Origin of the sequence: Streptomyces sp. NBC_00104 (genome assembly GCF_045160825.1) — a bacterium.
Taxonomy (GTDB): Bacteria; Actinomycetota; Actinomycetes; order Streptomycetales; family Streptomycetaceae; genus Streptomyces.
Genome location: NZ_CP108215.1, coordinates 5,095,040 through 5,111,848, shown reverse-complemented (window position 1 = coordinate 5,111,848; position 16,809 = coordinate 5,095,040). Strand labels below are relative to the sequence as shown.

At 72.3% G+C, this 16,809-nt stretch carries 14 protein-coding genes; 9 read left to right on the top strand and 5 right to left on the bottom strand.

The annotated features are described in order from the left end of the window. Positions 1 to 110: 110 nt before the first annotated feature. The gene (locus OG272_RS22415) at positions 111 to 1,673 is read right to left on the bottom strand and encodes a zf-HC2 domain-containing protein (RefSeq protein ID WP_405896055.1); all 1,563 of its coding nucleotides are present in this window, start codon (positions 1,671 to 1,673) and stop codon (positions 111 to 113) included. 320 nt (positions 1,674 to 1,993) lie between these two features. Then, a complete protein-coding gene (locus OG272_RS22410) occupies positions 1,994 to 2,575 on the bottom strand; it encodes a sigma-70 family RNA polymerase sigma factor (RefSeq protein ID WP_326581982.1) in 582 nt (193 codons plus the stop codon). A 518-nt stretch (positions 2,576 to 3,093) separates the two neighbouring features. Here OG272_RS22410 and OG272_RS22405 point away from each other — a divergent pair. Continuing rightward, positions 3,094 to 3,501, top strand: coding sequence for an STAS domain-containing protein (locus OG272_RS22405; RefSeq protein WP_326585766.1), 408 nt, complete (start codon positions 3,094 to 3,096; stop codon positions 3,499 to 3,501). A gap of 205 nt (positions 3,502 to 3,706) precedes the next feature. After that, positions 3,707 to 4,219, top strand: a complete 513-nt coding sequence (locus tag OG272_RS22400) for an EF-hand domain-containing protein (RefSeq protein WP_327729106.1) — start codon at positions 3,707 to 3,709, stop codon at positions 4,217 to 4,219. Between the two features lie 99 nt (positions 4,220 to 4,318). Here OG272_RS22400 and OG272_RS22395 read toward each other — a convergent pair whose 3' ends face one another. Further along, on the bottom strand, positions 4,319 to 5,818 hold the full coding sequence (locus OG272_RS22395) for a class I adenylate-forming enzyme family protein (RefSeq protein WP_405894618.1): 1,500 nt from the start codon (positions 5,816 to 5,818) through the stop codon (positions 4,319 to 4,321). 154 nt (positions 5,819 to 5,972) lie between these two features. On the opposite strand from OG272_RS22395, the gene OG272_RS22390 reads away from it, so the two are divergent. From OG272_RS22390 to OG272_RS22375, 4 genes are all read left to right on the top strand, one after another. Next, positions 5,973 to 7,166 carry an amidohydrolase family protein gene (locus tag OG272_RS22390; protein ID WP_326581985.1) on the top strand — a complete coding sequence of 398 codons (1,194 nt, stop codon included), beginning with the start codon at positions 5,973 to 5,975 and terminating at the stop codon, positions 7,164 to 7,166. Positions 7,167 to 7,185: 19 nt separating this feature from the next. Then, positions 7,186 to 8,316, top strand: a complete 1,131-nt coding sequence (locus tag OG272_RS22385; RefSeq protein WP_405894616.1) for an acyl-CoA dehydrogenase family protein — start codon at positions 7,186 to 7,188, stop codon at positions 8,314 to 8,316. A gap of 191 nt (positions 8,317 to 8,507) precedes the next feature. Beyond that, positions 8,508 to 9,404: an acyl-CoA dehydrogenase family protein gene (locus OG272_RS22380; protein WP_327729109.1), complete on the top strand. Its 897-nt coding sequence runs from the start codon at positions 8,508 to 8,510 to the stop codon at positions 9,402 to 9,404. A 529-nt stretch (positions 9,405 to 9,933) separates the two neighbouring features. After that, on the top strand, positions 9,934 to 10,479 hold the full coding sequence (locus tag OG272_RS22375; protein WP_326585767.1) for an ATP-binding protein: 546 nt from the start codon (positions 9,934 to 9,936) through the stop codon (positions 10,477 to 10,479). Positions 10,480 to 11,167: 688 nt separating this feature from the next. Here OG272_RS22375 and OG272_RS22370 read toward each other — a convergent pair. Then, positions 11,168 to 12,109: a cyclase family protein gene (locus tag OG272_RS22370; RefSeq protein ID WP_327729110.1), complete on the bottom strand. Its 942-nt coding sequence runs from the start codon at positions 12,107 to 12,109 to the stop codon at positions 11,168 to 11,170. 106 nt (positions 12,110 to 12,215) lie between these two features. Between OG272_RS22370 and OG272_RS22365 the strand changes: the two genes are divergently transcribed. The 3 genes from OG272_RS22365 (at position 12,216) to OG272_RS22355 (ending at position 15,647) form a co-directional block, all read left to right on the top strand. Further along, entirely contained in the window at positions 12,216 to 13,127 is a 912-nt protein-coding gene (locus OG272_RS22365) for an SDR family NAD(P)-dependent oxidoreductase (protein ID WP_326581989.1), read from the top strand. Between the two features lie 259 nt (positions 13,128 to 13,386). After that, complete coding sequence (locus OG272_RS22360) at positions 13,387 to 14,586, top strand: acyl-CoA dehydrogenase family protein (protein ID WP_405894613.1); 1,200 nt, start codon at positions 13,387 to 13,389, stop codon at positions 14,584 to 14,586. Between the two features lie 11 nt (positions 14,587 to 14,597). Next, positions 14,598 to 15,647: a Zn-dependent alcohol dehydrogenase gene (locus OG272_RS22355; protein ID WP_326581991.1), complete on the top strand. Its 1,050-nt coding sequence runs from the start codon at positions 14,598 to 14,600 to the stop codon at positions 15,645 to 15,647. Here OG272_RS22355 and OG272_RS22350 read toward each other — a convergent pair whose 3' ends face one another. Continuing rightward, on the bottom strand, positions 15,648 to 16,778 hold the full coding sequence (locus tag OG272_RS22350) for a helix-turn-helix domain-containing protein (RefSeq protein ID WP_327729113.1): 1,131 nt from the start codon (positions 16,776 to 16,778) through the stop codon (positions 15,648 to 15,650). Positions 16,779 to 16,809 lie beyond the last annotated feature (31 nt).

The following is a 16,809-nucleotide window of genomic DNA, read 5'->3' as shown; positions in this document are numbered from 1 at the left end:
GGCTGCGGGTGGGTCGTGGCTGGTTGCGCCGTTCCCCGCGCCCCTTACGGGGCCCGGCGGCCCCGAGCGCGGGCCCGGCTCGGCCCACGCTTCGGCACGCTTCGGGGCCGCTACATCCGGCTCAGCGCCGCCGCCGCGAACAGGACGTCCCTGATCGCCTCGCGGTCGCCGCCCTGGCCCGCCGCCGCTTCCTCGGGAGGGACGTGCCCGGCGGCGAGGCGGCAGAATTCGACGCCGTCGAGGGCCACGTGGGCCACCTCGTGGTCGGCGGAGCCGCGGGCCGCGGGGGAGTCGAGGGGGATGAGCCACTCCCCGCCGCCGGAGCCCTCGATCTCCAGGCGGAGGCTGCGGCCGGGGGCGCCGGCCGGTACGAGGTGGCGGCCGGGTGGGGGCGGGGACGCCAGGCCGGTCCGGCGGCGCTCGGCCAGGGACACGGGCAGCATGCGGGCCGCCAGGTCGATCATGCCGTGCAGATGGCGGCCGGAGGGCGGCTCGTACGGGTAGTCCACGGCCTCCGCGATGTCCTCCGCGTGGATCCAGCACTCGAACGCCCGGTCCAGCATCGCGTCCCGGAGAGGGAGCGCGAAGCCGCCGTACGAGACCGCCAGGCGACCGGGCTTGTCGGAGTCGTCCGGGCCGCCGCCCGTGAACGACACCGTGCGGACGATGTCGTGGCTCTGCTGCCGCCAGGGGGCGCGCAGGGCGCGGGTGGGCGGGAAGTGGGACGCCTTCCAGTACGCCTCGGTGCGGGCCTCCGGCGTACCGTCGACGGGTTCGTCGTGGCCACCCTCCAGCAGGCCGAGCGGATCGTCCAGACCGAGTGCCGCCGCGACGAGCCCGTCGACGGTGAGCAGGTGGGCGATGACCCCGGCGACGGTCGTACGACGGCTCGCCGGCCCCTCCCCCTCGAACCAGCGCAGCCGTACGGGGGCGTGCCAGTCGGCGGCGCCGATGTCCTGCAGCAACGCGTCCAGCCGGGCCGTCTCCGCGTCGTACGGGGCGGCCCAGCGGGGGACGGGGATGCGCGGTGGGCGGCGGCCCAGACAGACATCCAGCACCTGGGTACGCAGGGCCGGGTCCAGGTCGAGGCTCTCCGGCGGATGCAGCAGCCCCACGGCCTCCCGCAACCGCCGCGCCTCGTCCGCGCACGGCCCGCACACCCCGAGATGCTCCTCGACAGCCAACGCCTCCTCCGCCGAACACGCCGCCAACGCCCAGGCCCCGAGCAGCGCCTTGAGCACCTGGTGCTCCAGGACGAGGGGAGAGGCCGGGACGGGCGCGGCGGCCGGGACAGGCGATACGGGCGGTACGGGCGGCACAGGCGGTACGGCCGACTCGGGCTCCCAAGGCTCCCGAGGCTCCGAAGGCTCGGAGGGCACGGCAGTCTCGGCGGGATCGGAGGACACGGAGGGCTCCGAGGGCACGGCGGGTTCCGAAGGCACGGCGCGTTCCGAGGCCTCCGGGCGCACCGCAGGCGCCGGTGGCGGTGTCGCTTCGGGTGACGGGTCCGGCAACGGCAGCCCGGTGTCCTCCACGGAGGTGCGCGGCAGCGGTATGCGCGGCGGCCCGACCGGTTCGTCGTGGCCGCCGCGCCGGGGCCCCTCGGGACCGGACGGTCCACCGCGGCCGTTCCCACGGCCGCCGGGCGTCGCCGCGTGGCCGTCGCCGCCCACGGCGCCATCGCGCCCGGGCGAGTCCCCCGAGCCCGGCCCGTCGGACCGGCGGGGCTCGTGCGGCCCGTCGGAATCGCCGGGCTCGTGCACAGCGTCCCCGCCCGACGACCCGTCCTCCGAGGTCCCCTCGCTGCCGCCGGACCGGTCCAGGTCCCGCCCGACCTCCTCGTGGGGCCCTTGCGCACCGTCCCCGCCCGACGGCTTCCTGGCCGACGGCACCCGGCCGACGGCCGGTCGGGTGGAGGGGTGGTCGGGCTGCTCGTGGGGCTGCCGGCCCTCCGGCTCGTCGTCGTACGACCCGGACGGGGTCGGTTCGCCGGTCATGCCGTGGCCCCGGGTTCGGGCGGGGCGCCGGAGAGGCGGGTGTCGTGGGCGGTGGAGAGGAGCTGGAGGCCGAGGCGGAGGCGACGGCGGGCCTCGTCCTCGGTGACGCCGAGGTCGGTGGCGGTCTGGCGGTAGTCGCGGCGCTGGAAGTACGCCAGCTCCAGGGCGGCCCGCAGCGGGGTCGGCATCGCCTGCACTATGTAGTCGGCGCGGGCCGCGACCGACGCGTGGTGGACCTTGCGCTCCAGATCCTCGGTGGTGCCCTCGCCGCCCCGGGCGAGCGCGGCGGCCTCGGTGACGCGCAGTCGCTGCACGGCCAGGCGGTGGGTCAGCGCCGCCACCCAGGAACGCAGGGGGCCCTGCTTGGGGTCGTACGCCTCGGGGTTCTCCCAGAGCTGGAGGAACACCTCGCGGGTGATGCCGTCGGCGCCCCGCTCGTCCCCGAGGACGCGGTGGGCCAGCCCGTGCACGAGGGACGCGAACCGGTCGTACAGCTCACCGAGCGCGGCCGCCTCGCCGCGCGCCAGCCGCTGCTGCATCCTGCGGTCCCAGCGGGGCGGAGCGTCCTTCGTCGCCATACGGCCCCCTCACCCTGCTCGTACCTGCGCCGTTCCTGATGACCACCGAGCCGCGGACCCCGTGCCGACCCGGTGTCGGCCCGGCCCGATTCCGGCCCGATTCCGGCCCGATTCCAGCCTGTGTGCACTGCCGTCCCGAATGTAGTCGGCACCGCTGACCGCGCACGCCCCTTTATGGCAATGTGCGCCCCTCGCGAGGGCGGAGGTGGTATGTGCCTCCTGTGCAAGCCGTTTCCACGCCGCCCACGTGGGTGTCTGCCCGCCTTTCGCGTGTCTGTGCGATCCCGCCTGGCGCCTGATCTGCGCGAATCCGACCCTTCGGGACCGTATCGGATCCATTCGCGATCAATGGTCGATCACATGTGACCGTACTGGAGGGAAATCGCACCGAAAAGGCCCCGGAAATGGCTCGCTTACCACGCGCCTCCGGCGGGCCACGGGTGTTTCATGGAGCGACGGCGGGGCAGCCGCGCAAGCAGGAAGCGGTGCAGTGGCTTCCGGTTCGGCGACTGAGAGGCATCGCGGTGGCGTTCGAAGTGACCGACGGCGGGCAAGGCGAGTGGGCCGTGCTGCACGTGTCCGGAGAGATGGACCTGGTCACGTCGCCCGTGCTCCGCCAGCGGGTTCACGACGCGGTGGCCGACGGCCGCCGAAGTCTCGTCCTCGACCTCTCCGGAGTCGTCTTCTGCGACTCCAGCGGCGTGGGGGTCATGATCGCCACCCGCCGCCTGATGCGTTCCTGCCAGGGACGGCTCCGGCTGATCCTCCCCGCCGACGGCCACGCGGGCGGCGGCCCGGCCGAGGGCGCGCACGTCAGCCGCGTCCTCGCCGCCCTCGGCGTCCGCCGCCTCTTCGACGTCCATCCGGACGTCCGCTCGGCGGTCGCACCGGAGTCCGAGGACGAGGCCGACCAGCTGTCGGCCTGACCGCCCGCACCCTACGCACCCTCCACCAGGTGAGCAGTACGTATGCGTGAGTTCGCCCACCCGTCGGTGTCCCGGCTGCCACACAGTTGTCCCAGGATTCCCGCAGTCTTGGTACAAGCGCCGCTTTCCCGCTCCGCCAGGGCCCCTGACGTCGTACGCTCCGTCCGAGAAGCACCCCACTGACGTAAGGCGGGCCCGAGGAGACATGGTCAGCAGCGAGTACGAGCGCAGGATCGCCGCCCGGTTCGCCACCTTCGACCAGGACGGCAACGGCTGGATCGACCGCGAGGACTTCAGCGCGGCGAGCAAGGCGGTTCTCAACGAGTTCGGCACCACCGCCCGTTCCGACAAGGGCCAGGCGCTGTACGGCGGCGCCGAGGCCTTCTGGCAGGGTATGGCCGGAATCGCGGACCGGGACGGCGACCAGCGCATCACCCGGGACGAGTTCGTGAACGGCGCGGTCAAGCGACTGCGCGACAACCCCGACCGTTTCGCCGAGATCGCCCGCCCCTTCCTGCACGCGGCCCTCGCCGTCGCGGACGCCGACGGGGACGGAAGGGCCACGGTCGAGGAGACCGCCCGGATCCTCAAGGCCCTCGGCGCCCCCGAGGAGGTCGCCGCGGCGGCCGCCGCCACCCTCGACACCGACGCCGACGGCAAGGTGGACGAGGTGGAGGTCGTGACCGCGTTCGCCCGCTTCTTCACCGTGCCCGAGTAGCGACCCGCGTGACCACGGGCCGGTGCGTGGCCCAGTGGCTCTCACTGGCTCTCAGTGGGCCAGTGGGCCAGTGGGCCAGTGGGTCAATCGGTCAGTGGGTCATGAATAGCGCTCGCGCAGCTTGTACTTGAGGACCTTCCGCAGGGTCTCGTTGCGCGGAAGGGCGTCCACCACCTCCACCTGCTCCGGCAGCTTGTGGACGGACAGCCCTTCCGCGCGCAGCCAGTCGGTGACGTCCCGCAGGGTCAGGGGGCCGGCACCCGGCGGCTGTTCGACCACCGCGCACACCCGCTCCCCCCGCTCCGCGTCCGGCAGCCCGATCACCGCCGCGTCCTGGACGGCCGGATGCCGGTGCAGCAGGTCCTCTATCTCCTTCGCCGAGATGTTCTCGCCCTTGCGGATGATGACGTCCTTCAGGCGGCCGGTCAGTACCAGGTGACCGCTGTCGGTGACGTGCCCGAGATCGCCCGTGACGAAGAACCCGTCCGCGTCGAAGGCCGCCGCCGACTGCGCCGGATCCAGATACCCCCGGCAGACGGCCTCCCCGCGCAACCGCACCTCCCCGTCCTCCGCGATCCGTATCTCCATCCCCGCCGGCGGACGCCCCTCCGTCGTCGCCAGGTTCTCCGCCGAGTCGTCCGGCGCCCCCATCGTGATCATCGGGACCTCGGTCATGCCGTATCCGTGGGTGAGTTGCACGCCCATCTCCCGTACGACGTTGTGGTAGACCTCGGGCGGCTTCGGCGCCCCGCCGCCCGCGAGCAGGCGCAGGGAGGGAACGACCGGCACACCCGGCTGTTTGCGCTGCTCGGCCAGGAACATGGAGTAGAACGCCGTCGACCCGCCCGCCACCGTCACCCCGTGCTTGCGGTAGCCCTCCAGTGCGGCCGGCAGCGCGAAGTGCTCGAACAGCACCGCCGGGAAGCCGTACAGCAGGAGCATCACCATGTAGTCGGGGCCGCCTATGTGGGCGTACGGGAAGGCGATCGAGCCGACGTCGTCCGGAGTGAGCCGCAGCGCGTGGGCGAGGCAGGAGCCGCCCGCGATCAGTGAACGGTCCGTGTGGAGGACGCCCTTGGGGTCGGAGGTGGTGCCCGAGGTCCAGTAGATCCAGCGGACGGAGGTGCCGTCGGCCGGCGGGGCGGGGAGCGTCGTGGGGTCGCCGTCCGGAAGGCCGTCGTACGCCTCGAAGACACCCCGCGCTTCCAGCCGCCGCGCCATCTCCGTGTGGTCGAAACCCCGCCACTCGCCCGGCACCGCGAAGAACTCCGCCCGGGACTCCCGGAGCGCGAAGCCGACCTCGCGGTCGCGGTAGAAGGGGATGACCGGGGACTGGACGGCGCCGAGGCGGGCCAGGCCGAAGGAGAGCAGGGCCGTCTCGATACGGGTGGGCAGCTGCCAGGCGACGACCGTGCCGGGGCGTACGCCCATGTCGTACAGCCCGGCCGCCACCCGCTCGGCGCGGGCGCGCAGTTCGCCGAAGCTCAGCGTGCGGTCGTCCTGGAGGAGGACGGGCCGGTCGGGGGTGAGGTCGGCGCGGCGGGCGAGGAGTTCCCAGAGGGTGCGGGACTCGCTGAGTGCGTGGGCGGTCTGGTTCACGGCGGCGGCCCCCTGCCGGAGAAAGCTGACGGCTTGTCAGATCGTGGCCAGAGCGTAGGCCGGGGCGCCTTGTCGGTCCAGGGGTGTGCCACTAACCTGCTCACCAAGGATCTGACGGTCCATCAGATAACTGAGGCAACGGAGTGGGGAACCCATGACCGAACTGCCCCGCATCATCAGCGTCGACGACCATGTGATCGAGCCCGCGCACCTCTTCGACACCTGGCTGCCGGAGAAGTACCGCGACCGTGGCCCGAAGCCCCTCACGGCCGGGATCGGTGAGCTCGCGTACGTCGCGGGGAAGTACCAGATCACGATGGACCCGGACGGGCCGCCGACGGACTGGTGGATCTACGAGGACCTGAAGTTCCCGTACAAGCGGAACATCGCGGCCGTCGGGTTCGACCGGGACGAGATGACGCTGGAGGGGATCACCCGGGAGGAGATGCGGCGCGGCTGCTGGGACCCGAAGGCGCGGCTGGCGGACATGGACCTCAACCACGTCGAGGGCTCGCTCTGCTTCCCGACCTTCCCCCGCTTCTGCGGACAGACCTTCGCCGAGGCGCACGACAAGGAAGTGGCCCTGGCCTGCGTGCGCGCGTACAACGACTGGATGGTCGAGGAGTGGTGCGGCGACAGCGGCGGCCGGCTGATCCCGCTCTGCCTGATCCCCCTCTGGGACGTGGGACTGGCGGTCGAGGAGATCAGGCGCAACGCCGCCCGGGGCGTCCGGGCCGTCACCTTCTCCGAGATCCCCACCTACCTCGGACTGCCCTCCATCCACTCCGGCTACTGGGACCCCTTCTTCGCGGTCTGCCAGGAGACCGGGACGGTCGTCAACATGCACATCGGGTCCAGCTCCCAGATGCCCGCCGCCTCCCCCGACGCGCCCCCCGCCGTGCAGGCCTCGCTCTCCTTCAACAACGCGATGGCCTCGATGATGGACTTCCTCTTCAGCGGGGTCCTGGTGAAGTTCCCGACCCTCAAACTCGCTTACAGCGAAGGGCAGATGGGCTGGATCCCGTACGCCCTGGAGCGCGCCGACGACGTGTGGGAGGAGCACCGCGCCTGGGGCGGCGTGCGCGACCTGATCCCCGAGCCGCCGTCGACGTACTACTACCGGCAGATGTTCTGCTGCTTCTTCCGCGACAAGCACGGGGTCGCTTCGCTGGATGTCGTGGGGCGTGACAACGCGACCTTCGAGACCGACTACCCCCACGTCGACTCGACCTTCCCGCACACCAAGGAGGTCGCCCTCGACCATGTGAAGGGCCTCGACGACGAGACCGTCTACAAGCTGATGCGCGGTAACGCGATCCGCATGCTCGACCTGGACTTCGACAAGTAGCCGGGCCGGGGGCGCGGTCATGGATCTCTCGTACACCCCGGCGGAGGAGGAGTTCCGGGCGCGGCTGCGGGAGTGGCTGGCGAAGGTCCTCCCCTCGCTGCCGCCGAAGCCGTCGCCCGACGACTGGCCCGGGCGGCGCGCGTACGACCTCGGCTGGCAGCGGATGCTGTACGACGCCGGGTACGCCGACGTCCACTGGGACGCCTCGCCGACCACGCGGCTGATCTTCCTGGAGGAGACCGAGAAGGCGGGCGCCCCGTATGTGGGCGCCAACTTCGTGGGGCTGCTGCACGCCGGGCCCACGATCGCCGCCGAGGGGAGCGCCGGACAGCGGGCACGCTGGCTGCCGCCGATCCTGCGCGGCGAGGAAATCTGGTGCCAGGGCTTCAGCGAGCCGGAGGCCGGATCCGACCTCGCGTCCCTGCGTACGCGCGCGCGGAGGGACGGCGACGCGTACGTGGTGACCGGCTCCAAGATCTGGACCTCGCACGCCGAAGTCGCCGACTGGTGCGAGCTGTTGGTGCGGACGGATGCTCAGGCGCCGAAGCACCGGGGCATCTCCTGGCTGGCGATGCCCATGGACGCGCCCGGTGTGACCGTACGGCCCCTGCGCACACTCGCCGGCTCCACCGAGTTCGCCGAGGTCTTCCTCGACGAGGTACGGGTGCCGGTCGCCAACCGGGTGGGCGAGGAGAACGACGGGTGGCGCGTGACCATGGTGACGCTGTCGTTCGAGCGCGGAACCGCGTTCGTGGGTGAAGTGGTCGCCTGTCGGCGGGTGTTGGGGGAGATCGCGAGGGAGGCGCGGGCGAACGGGCGCTGGGACGACTCGGGTGTGCGGCGGCGGCTCGGGCGGTTGAACGCGGAGTTCCGGGCGCTGTGGCGGCTCACGCAGTGGAACGTGAGCGAGGGGGAGGCGTCGGGAGGGGTGCCGGGGGTGGGGGGTTCCGTATTCAAGCTGAGGTATTCGCGGACGCGGCAGGAGTTGTACGACGTGGCGGCGGAGGTTCTGGGGGCGGACGCGCTCGATCTGGAGCGCGGATGGGTGCTTGACCGGCTCAGTTCGTTGTCGTACACGATCGCTGCGGGGACGTCGGAGATTCAGCGGAACATCGTGGGGGAGCGGATTCTGGGGCTGCCCAAGGGGTGACTGGGGGTTTGGGGGCGCCCAAGGGGGTGGGGGTGTTGTGGTGTGCGGGTGCGGGTGCGGGTGCGGGTGCGGGTGCGGGTGCGGGTGCGGGTGCGGGTGCGTTGGGGTTGGGGTTGCTTGCGCAGTGCCCCGCGCGCCTGACAAACACGGGCGCGCTGTTGTGCTCGGGGTCGATGAGGGGTTGTTGGCTTATGCGATTTCAACTCACTGCGGATCAGCGGGCGTTGCGCGACGGCGTGCGGGACGTGGTGGCGCGGATCTTCGGGCGGGAGGCGTTGTGGAACGCCGTCGACCGGGGCGGTGGCCTGGACAGGGGGTGGTGGCGGGAGCTGGGGGCGGCGGGGTTCTTCTCGCTTCGGCTGTCCGAGGCCGAGGGCGGGGTCGGACTCGGGGTGCCGGAGGCGGTGTTGGTGTTCGAGGAGGCGGGGCGGGCGCTGCTGCCCGGGCCGCTGGTGGCCACGCATCTCGCGGCGGGAGTGGTGCCGGGGGCGGCGACCGGGGAGGTCGTCGTGACCGCCGTCGGGGGTGGGGGGCTGGTGGAGTGGCTGGAGGAGGCGGATGTGGTGGTGGGGGAGGCGCGAGGGGCGGTGGCGTTGCGGTCCGTGGATCCGTTGACGCCGCTGCACCGGGTGCCGGGGGCCGATCCCTCCGCTCCCTCCGCCGGCCTCGATGACCTCTTCGTGCTGCTCACCGCCGCCGAGCAGTTGGGTACGGCGGTCCGGGCCTGTGAGGCCGCGGTGCAACACGCCCGGACGCGGGAGCAGTTCGGGCGGCCGGTCGGGGCGTTCCAGGCGGTCAAGCATCTGTGTGCCGAACTGCTGGTGCGGGTGGAGGTGGCGCGGGCGGCGGTGTACGCGGCGGCCGTGACCGTCGATCCGGTGGAGATCGCGGCGGCTCGGCTGCTGGCCGACGAGGCGGCGGTGCGCGGGGCGCGTGACTGTCTGCAGGTGCACGGCGGTATGGGGTTCACCTGGGAGGCCGACGTACACCTGTGTCTGAAGCGGGCGTGGGTACGGGCGGAACGTGGCGGATCGATCACGGAGAGTGAGGAGTTGTTGGCACGGGAACTGCTGATCGAGGCGGGTTGACCGCGCTGACCAGGACGGAAGCGGAAATGCGTGGCACCGTCCCGGTCGAATGTCGCGGAACGTGGCATACCGGAATTACCGAGCGTTGATACCGTGTTGTGTCCTAGGCGTGACTTGTCACGGCCTGGAGTCGGAGTCCTACTCCGGTACCTTCTGGTGGATGCGAGTGGTTCCGAGGTCGAGCCGAGCCGGTGTTGCCCCTGTGGCGGCCCCGGATCCGGCGGTGCCCGGCGCTCGTGAAGTGGGCCGGAGTCTCTTCGTCCCGGTCTGTTCGACTCCCCACGATGAGCGTCGCACAGTATGCCGTATGCGTACTCCTTCGCGCTGGAATATGCCCGAAGCGCTTGTTGGGGTGACTGTACGTCAACCATGCTGTCCTGTAAGGGGATCACGTTCCGTGATCCCGGTGCCGACGGTATCGATGGCGGTGGCGTCGGCCAGGCAGCAGATGACCACGATCGTGGCCCCCGAGGGGCGTGCGGCGATGTGTCCGCCGGTTCGGATGGTGTGAGCGGTGCAGGTGCTTCAAGTGCAGCTGGAGATCCGGCCCGACCCCGCAGAGGTGGGTCGCGCACGGAGATGGGCCCGTTCACGGCTCGCCGGGTCCGGGATAGGGGACGACGAGCCACTCGCCGAGACGCTGATCCTCCTCGTCTCCGAGCTGGTCACCAACGCGGTCGTGCACACCGGCCGTCCGGCGGTGCTGCGGCTGCTGCTGTCCGGCCTCCGTGACGGCTCGACCGGCACGGTCCGTCTCGAGGTCGCCGACACCAGCGCGTGCCCGCCGGCGCCGCGGTGCGCCGACGGCGACGAGACGGGCGGGCGGGGCCTCGCCCTCGTCGAGGTCCTCGCGGACCGCTGGGGCTGGTCCTACGAGGGTGTCGGCAAGCGCATCTGGTGCGAGCTGGACCGGGTGGTCCCCGGGGTGGCCGGGGCGGTGGGGGTCTCGGGGGCGTCGGGTGGTGCGCAGGGCGCGGGTGGTGGCGCTGTCGCGCCGGCGGTCTATCCGGCGTGCAGTGCGGTGACGGGGGTCGCGGCGGTAGCCCGGGAGAGCCTGGCGTACGAGGTGGTCTAGGCAGGGAGTTCCTGGTGGGCCGGAGGTGCGGTGGGCCAGGTGTGGTTCCGCTGCTCGGCGGTTGCGAGGTGCCGCCGCGCCCACCCGTGCCGCCCTGGCGGCACGATTGCCCGCAGGGGGCGGCGGCCGGGCGTCCCCCTTCAGGGGCGCGGGGAACTGCGCGATCAGCCACGTACGGCCTGCAGTCGCGCGATGGCCCGTACCCCCGTACCCCCGTACCCCCGTACCCCCGTACCCCCGAGCCGCTGGGCGTGCGCGGGCGAACGGTATGCGCGCCGCACACGCCTGCGCGCGAGCGCACGGCGTTGGAGGGTCCCCCGGTGGTAGCCGAATCGTGCGCCGGGACGTGCTTCCGTACGCACCGTCGCGACGCCGGTTTTGTGTGGCTGATCCCTGAACGGGTGTTGACGTGCCGTGTCCGTTTGATCACGCTTGTGGTCAGCGATTCGCCGCGAGGGGACGGCGAGGGTCTCGGTGACGGAGGCCCTCGACGAGCGTGGGTCGCGTTTCGGCGTCGGCTCCCCACGGGGTCAAGGGGGCAGGGCGGGTACGCCGAGGCCGGATGGCGGCGCGCCGTGCCGTGCTCGGGGCGGGCAGCGGCGCGCCGCCGGTCGACCAAGGCGCCCAGGGCTCTGGGACCTTGAGGCCTTGGGGTTCTGCGGTTCCGGGATTCCGCGGTTCCCGGGTGTTACAGGATGGCGATCGGGGCCACCGGTGTGCCCGTCGCCCCGACGAACGGCTCGGGCATCGCCGAGAGCAGGAAGTCGTACCGCCCAAGTTGTCCACAGGCTGTGGACAACTTTTCCAGATTCCAGTTCTGTCCCTGCGGCATGCCCATCTCGACCAGGTCGAGCGCGTGCACCGGAAGCCACAGGTCCTCGATCTCCGGCGGGAAGATCTCGAACGTCAGGGTGTCATTGGCGACGGCCGCGACATCACGCGCGTGGAACCACTCCGGGGTGCGCAGGGACAGCCCCGGGGACGGGAACGCGTACGCGTGCTTGTCGCCGGCGAGGTAGACCTGGATCTGACCGGTGCGGACGAGGACGATGTCGCCCGCGCGGACCCGGGTGCCCGCCAACTCCTCGGCCGCGTCCAGGTCTTCGGGGGTGACGGCGTGGTTGCCGGGGAGGCGGTCGGCGCCGAGGCCCAGGGCGCGGGGGACGTCCAGCAGGACACCGCGCGAGACGATGTGCCGTGCCTTGTCGATCCCGGCGAAGGCCGCGCCGCCGTGCGGGGTGATGGTGGCCGCGGGGCGGCCGTTGTAGATCCGGCCCGAGTGCGAGACATGGGTGAGCGCGTCCCAGTGGGTGGCCGCCTGGAGCCCCATCGTCACGGCGTCGTCGCTGCACGCGACCGTGCCCGGGCCGAAGATCTCCTGGTTGATCTGCACCATCGCGTGCAGCGGGTTCACCCGGCCCGGCATCATCCCCGTCTGCACGCCGTCCTGCTGGAGGGGCAGCGCGAGCGGGACGCGGTGACCGGAACGGACCGAGGCGGCGGCCTCCCGTACGACCTCGTCGGTGATCAGGTTGAGGGTGCCGATCTCGTCGTCCGCCCCCCAACGCCCCCAGTTGTTCACGCGCTTGGCGATGTCCGTGAACGCGGCGAACTCCGTGGGTGATGACATCGGGGCCTCCCCGGGGCTTGTGGTGGCGTATCCGACGGGTCGTAGAATCGCCGTGCGAGCAAATCTAACGGTCCGTCAGAAACCGCGTTGAGGGGAAGGGGCCGGGGTGGGAAACTTCTTGGCAGGCAAGGTCGTCGCCGTCACCGGAGCGGGGCGGGGGATCGGCCGGGCGGTCGCCCTCGGCGCCGCCGCCGAGGGCGCGCGGGTCGTCGTCAACGACTACGGCGTCTCCGTCGACGGCTCCGAACCCACCAGTTCCGTCGCCGAGACCGTCGTCAAGGAGATCGAGGCGGCCGGGGGCGAGGCGGTCGCCGTCGCCGACGACGTCTCCACGATGGCGGGCGGACAGCGGGTCGTGGACACGGCGGTCGAGGCGTACGGGCGGATCGACGGGGTCGTGTGCGTCGCCGGGATCCTGCGGGAGCGGATGCTGTTCAACATGGCCGAGGAGGAGTGGGATCCGGTGATCGCCACGCACCTCAAGGGCACGTTCACGGTGTTCCGGGCCGCGTCCGCCGTCATGCGCAGGCAGCGGGCCGGGACCTTGATCGGGTTCACGAGCGGCAACCACCAGGGGTCCGTCTCGCAGGCGAACTACAGCGCGGCCAAGGGCGGGATCATCTCGCTGGTGCGGAGCGCCGCGCTGGGCCTGCACCGGTACGGGGTGACCGCGAACGCGGTGGCGCCGGTCGCCCGTACCCGGATGTCCGCCGGTGTCCCGATGGAGCTGACCGAGATCGGTGAGCCGGAGGACGTGGCCGCGTTCGTGGTGTACCTGCTGTCGGACCGGGCTCGGGAGGAGCGGATCACCGGGCAGGTGTACACGGTGGCCGGGCCGAAGATCGCGGTGTGGGCCCAGCCGGGTGAGCTGCGCTCGGCGTACGCGGACGGGGGCTGGACTCCGGAGCGGATCGCGGAGGTGTTGCCGGGGGCCGTGGGGGTGGATCCGATGCCGATGCTGGAGCGGGTGGAGGCGATGGCTCGGGCCGCCACCTCTGGAGAACGGCCGAACGCCTGAGGGGGTGGGGGTTGGGGGTGCGTCGGCGGGTGCGGGTTCGTTGTGGTTGCTCGCGCAGTTCCCCGCGCCCCTGAAAAGCAGGGGCTGCGCCCCGTGCTTTTCGGCCCGCCGCCTCGCCGCCCAGTGGCCCAGTCGCCCTGCAGGCCCGCAGGGGCCTGGTCTTCAGGGGCGCGGGGAACTGCGCGACCAGCCCCCACTCACCCGCAGTCAACGAACGCACCCGCTTGTCGCGTCGGTACCGGCTCACCGTGGAGGTGGCATGGACTTCGGGTTCAGCGCAGAGGACGAGGCGTTCCGGGCGGAAGTGAGGGTCTGGTTGGGGGCGCACGCCGGGGTGGGGGAGGACCGGCGCGCCTGGGAACGGACGCTGGGGGCCGCCGGGTGGATCGGGCTCGGGTGGGCCGAGGGCGGGTACGGGAACCGTACGGCGAGCCTCGTCCAGCAGGTCGTGTGGGCCGAGGAGTACGCGCGGGCCGGGCTCCCGGCCAGGTCGGGGCACATCGGCGAGAAACTGCTCGCGCCGACGCTGATCGCCTTCGGAAGCGAGGAGCAGAAGGGGCGGTTCCTGCCGACGATCGCGCGTGGTGACGAACTCTGGTGCCAGGGCTACAGCGAACCGGGGGCCGGGTCGGATCTCGCCGGGGTGCGGACCAGGGCGGAGCGCGCGGGGGACGGGTCGTACCGGATCACCGGGCAGAAGATCTGGACCTCGCTCGCCCACGAGGCCGACTGGTGTTTCGTGCTGGCCCGTACCGAGGCGGGGTCCGGGCGTCACCACGGGCTGTCGCTGCTCCTCGTTCCCATGGACCAGCCGGGGCGGATCGAGGTGCGGCCGATCCGGCAGATGACCGGGACGAGCGAGTTCAACGAGGTGTTCTTCGACGGGGCGCACGCCCGCGCGGAGCACGTCGTCGGAGGCGAGGGAAACGGCTGGCGGGTCGCCATGGGACTCCTCGGCTTCGAGCGGGGGGTGTCGACCCTCGCCCAACAGATCGGTTTCGAGGAGGAGTTGAGGGACGTCGTACGGGCCGCCATGGGCAGCGGGGCCGTGGACGATCCCGTCGTACGCGATCGGCTCGTACGGCAGTGGGCCGAGCTGCGGGTGATGCGGTGGAACGCGCTGCGGACGCTGGGCGGTTCGGAGGGTGGTCCGGGGTCCGGGTCCGGGTCGGGGTCCGGTGCGGGGCGCGGGGGCGTGGAGCCCGGCGCGCCGAGTGTGGCCAAGTTGCTGTGGGGGCGGTGGCATCGGCGGCTCGGGGAGCTGGCGATGGAGGTGCGGGGCGCGGGCGCCGTGGTGGGGCCGCGGGAGTGGTCGGCGGAGGAACCGTACGCACTCGATCCGTTCCAGCAACTGTTCCTGTTCAGCCGGGCCGACACCATCTACGGCGGTTCCGACGAGGTGCAGCGCACGATCATCGCCGAGCGGGTGCTCGGTCTGCCGAGGGAGCCGAGAGGCTGAGAGGTGGAGCCATGCGCGGAGTGGTGTTCGACGGCGAGCGGGCCGAGGTCGTCGATGATCTGGACGTACGGGAGCCGGGGCCCGGCGAGGTCCAGGTGGCCGTCTCGGCCGCCGGGCTCTGTCACAGCGACCTGTCGGTGGTGGACGGGACCATCCCCTTCCCCGTTCCCGTGGTGCTGGGGCACGAGGGGGCCGGGGTCGTCGAGGCGGTGGGCGCGGGGGTCGGGCATGTCCGTCCCGGGGACCATGTGGCCCTGTCCACCCTCGCCAACTGCGGGGCCTGCGCCGACTGCGACCGGGGGCGGCCGACCATGTGCCGTCGGGCGATCGGGCGGCCCACGCGGCCGTTCTCGCGCGGCGGGCGGGAGGTGTTCCAGTTCGCCGCGAACTCCGCCTTCGCCGAGCGGACCGTCGTCAAGGCCGTGCAGGCCGTACGGATACCGCGGGACATTCCGCTGACCTCCGCCGCGCTGATCGGGTGTGGGGTGCTGACCGGGGTGGGGGCGGTGCTCAACCGGGCGCGCGTCGACCGGGGGGACGGTGTCGTCGTGATCGGGGCCGGGGGGATCGGGCTCAACGTCGTGCAGGGCGCGCGGATCGCCGGGGCCACGCGGATCGTCGCCGTGGACGCCAATCCGGAGAAGGAGGCGGTGGCGCGGCGGTTCGGGGCCACGCACTTCCTGACGTCGGTGGAGGGGGTGCGGGACGTCCTTCCCACCGGCGCCGACCACGCGTTCGAGTGCGTCGGCCGCGTCGAACTCATCCGCCAGGCCATCGACCTGCTGGACAGGCATGGCCAGGCGGTACTGCTGGGCGTGCCCGCCGCGACCGCCGAGGCGTCCTTCCTCGTCTCCTCCCTGTACCTGGACAAGTCCATCCTGGGATGCCGGTACGGCTCGTCCCGCCCGCAACGGGACATCGCCCTCTACGCCGAGCTGTACCGGGAGGGCCGGCTGCTCCTGGACGAGCTGGTCACGGCCACGTATCCGGTGGAGGACTTCGCGAAGGCGGCTCAGGACGCGGGGGAGGGGCGGGTGGCGCGGGCGGTGCTCACCTTCTGATCACCCGGTGGGCAGGCTTCGGGGCAGCGGCGGCACGGTGGCCCCGGCGGTCCTGAACGTCCGCCGATACGCCGTCGGGGTCACCCCCAGTGCCCCCTGCAGATGCTGCCGCATCGACTGGGCCGTTCCGAAGCCCGCGTCGTGGGCGATCTGGTCGATGGTCAGGTCGGTGGACTCCAGGAGGTGACGGGCCCGTTCGACGCGTTGCCGGGTGAGCCACTGACCGGGGCTGATGCCGACCTCCTCGCGGAAGCGGCGCGTGAACGTGCGGACCGACATGGACTCCCGCTCGGCCAGGTCGCGGAGCTGGATCGGTTCGTGGAGGCGCCCCAGGGCCCACGCGCGGGCGGCGGTCGTGGTCGCGGCCTGCGGCTCGGGCAGCGGCCGCCGGATGTACTGGGCCTGCCCGCCGTCCCGGTGCGGCGGTACGACCGTACGCCGGGCCACGTCGTTGGCGACGCCGGTGCCGTGGTCGCGTCGTACGAGATGCAGGCACAGGTCGATCCCGGCCGCGACGCCCGCCGAGGTGAGGACGTCGCCGTCGTCGACGAAGAGGACGTCCGCGTCGACCCGGACCTTCGGGAAGAGCCGCTGGAAGTGCTCGGCGTGGTACCAGTGCGTGGTCGCCGGGCGGCCGTCGAGGAAGCCCGCCGCGGCCAGGACGTAGCCGCCGGTGCAGATGGAGACCAGCCGGGTGCCGGGGCGGATGTGGGCGAGGGCGGCGGCCAGTTCGGGGGTGAGGACGCCGTCCTCGTAGACCGGGCCCAGCTCGTACGCGGCGGGGACGACGACCGTGTCGGCGGTGGCGAGGATCTCCGGGCCGTTCGGGACGAGGACCGCGAAGTCGGCGTCCGTCTCCACCGGGCCGGGCGGCCGGATCGAGCAGGTGACGATGTCGTACAGCGGGCTCCCCGCCGCGTCCCGCGCCTTGCCGAAGATGCGCTGCGGAATGCCCAGCTCGAAGGGGAGCAACCCGTCGAGGGCGAGGACCACGACGCGGTGGCGGGTGGGCCGGGCGGTGCCTGCGGTGGTGCGCTCGGGGGTGGGTTCGGGGGAGCGCTCGGGGGCAGGTTCGGCGGTGGGCTCTGCGGCATGTTCGGCGGTGGGTTCGGCGGTGGGCTCTGCGGGCATGGCCCGATCCTAATGAATGCTGTCCTCCCGG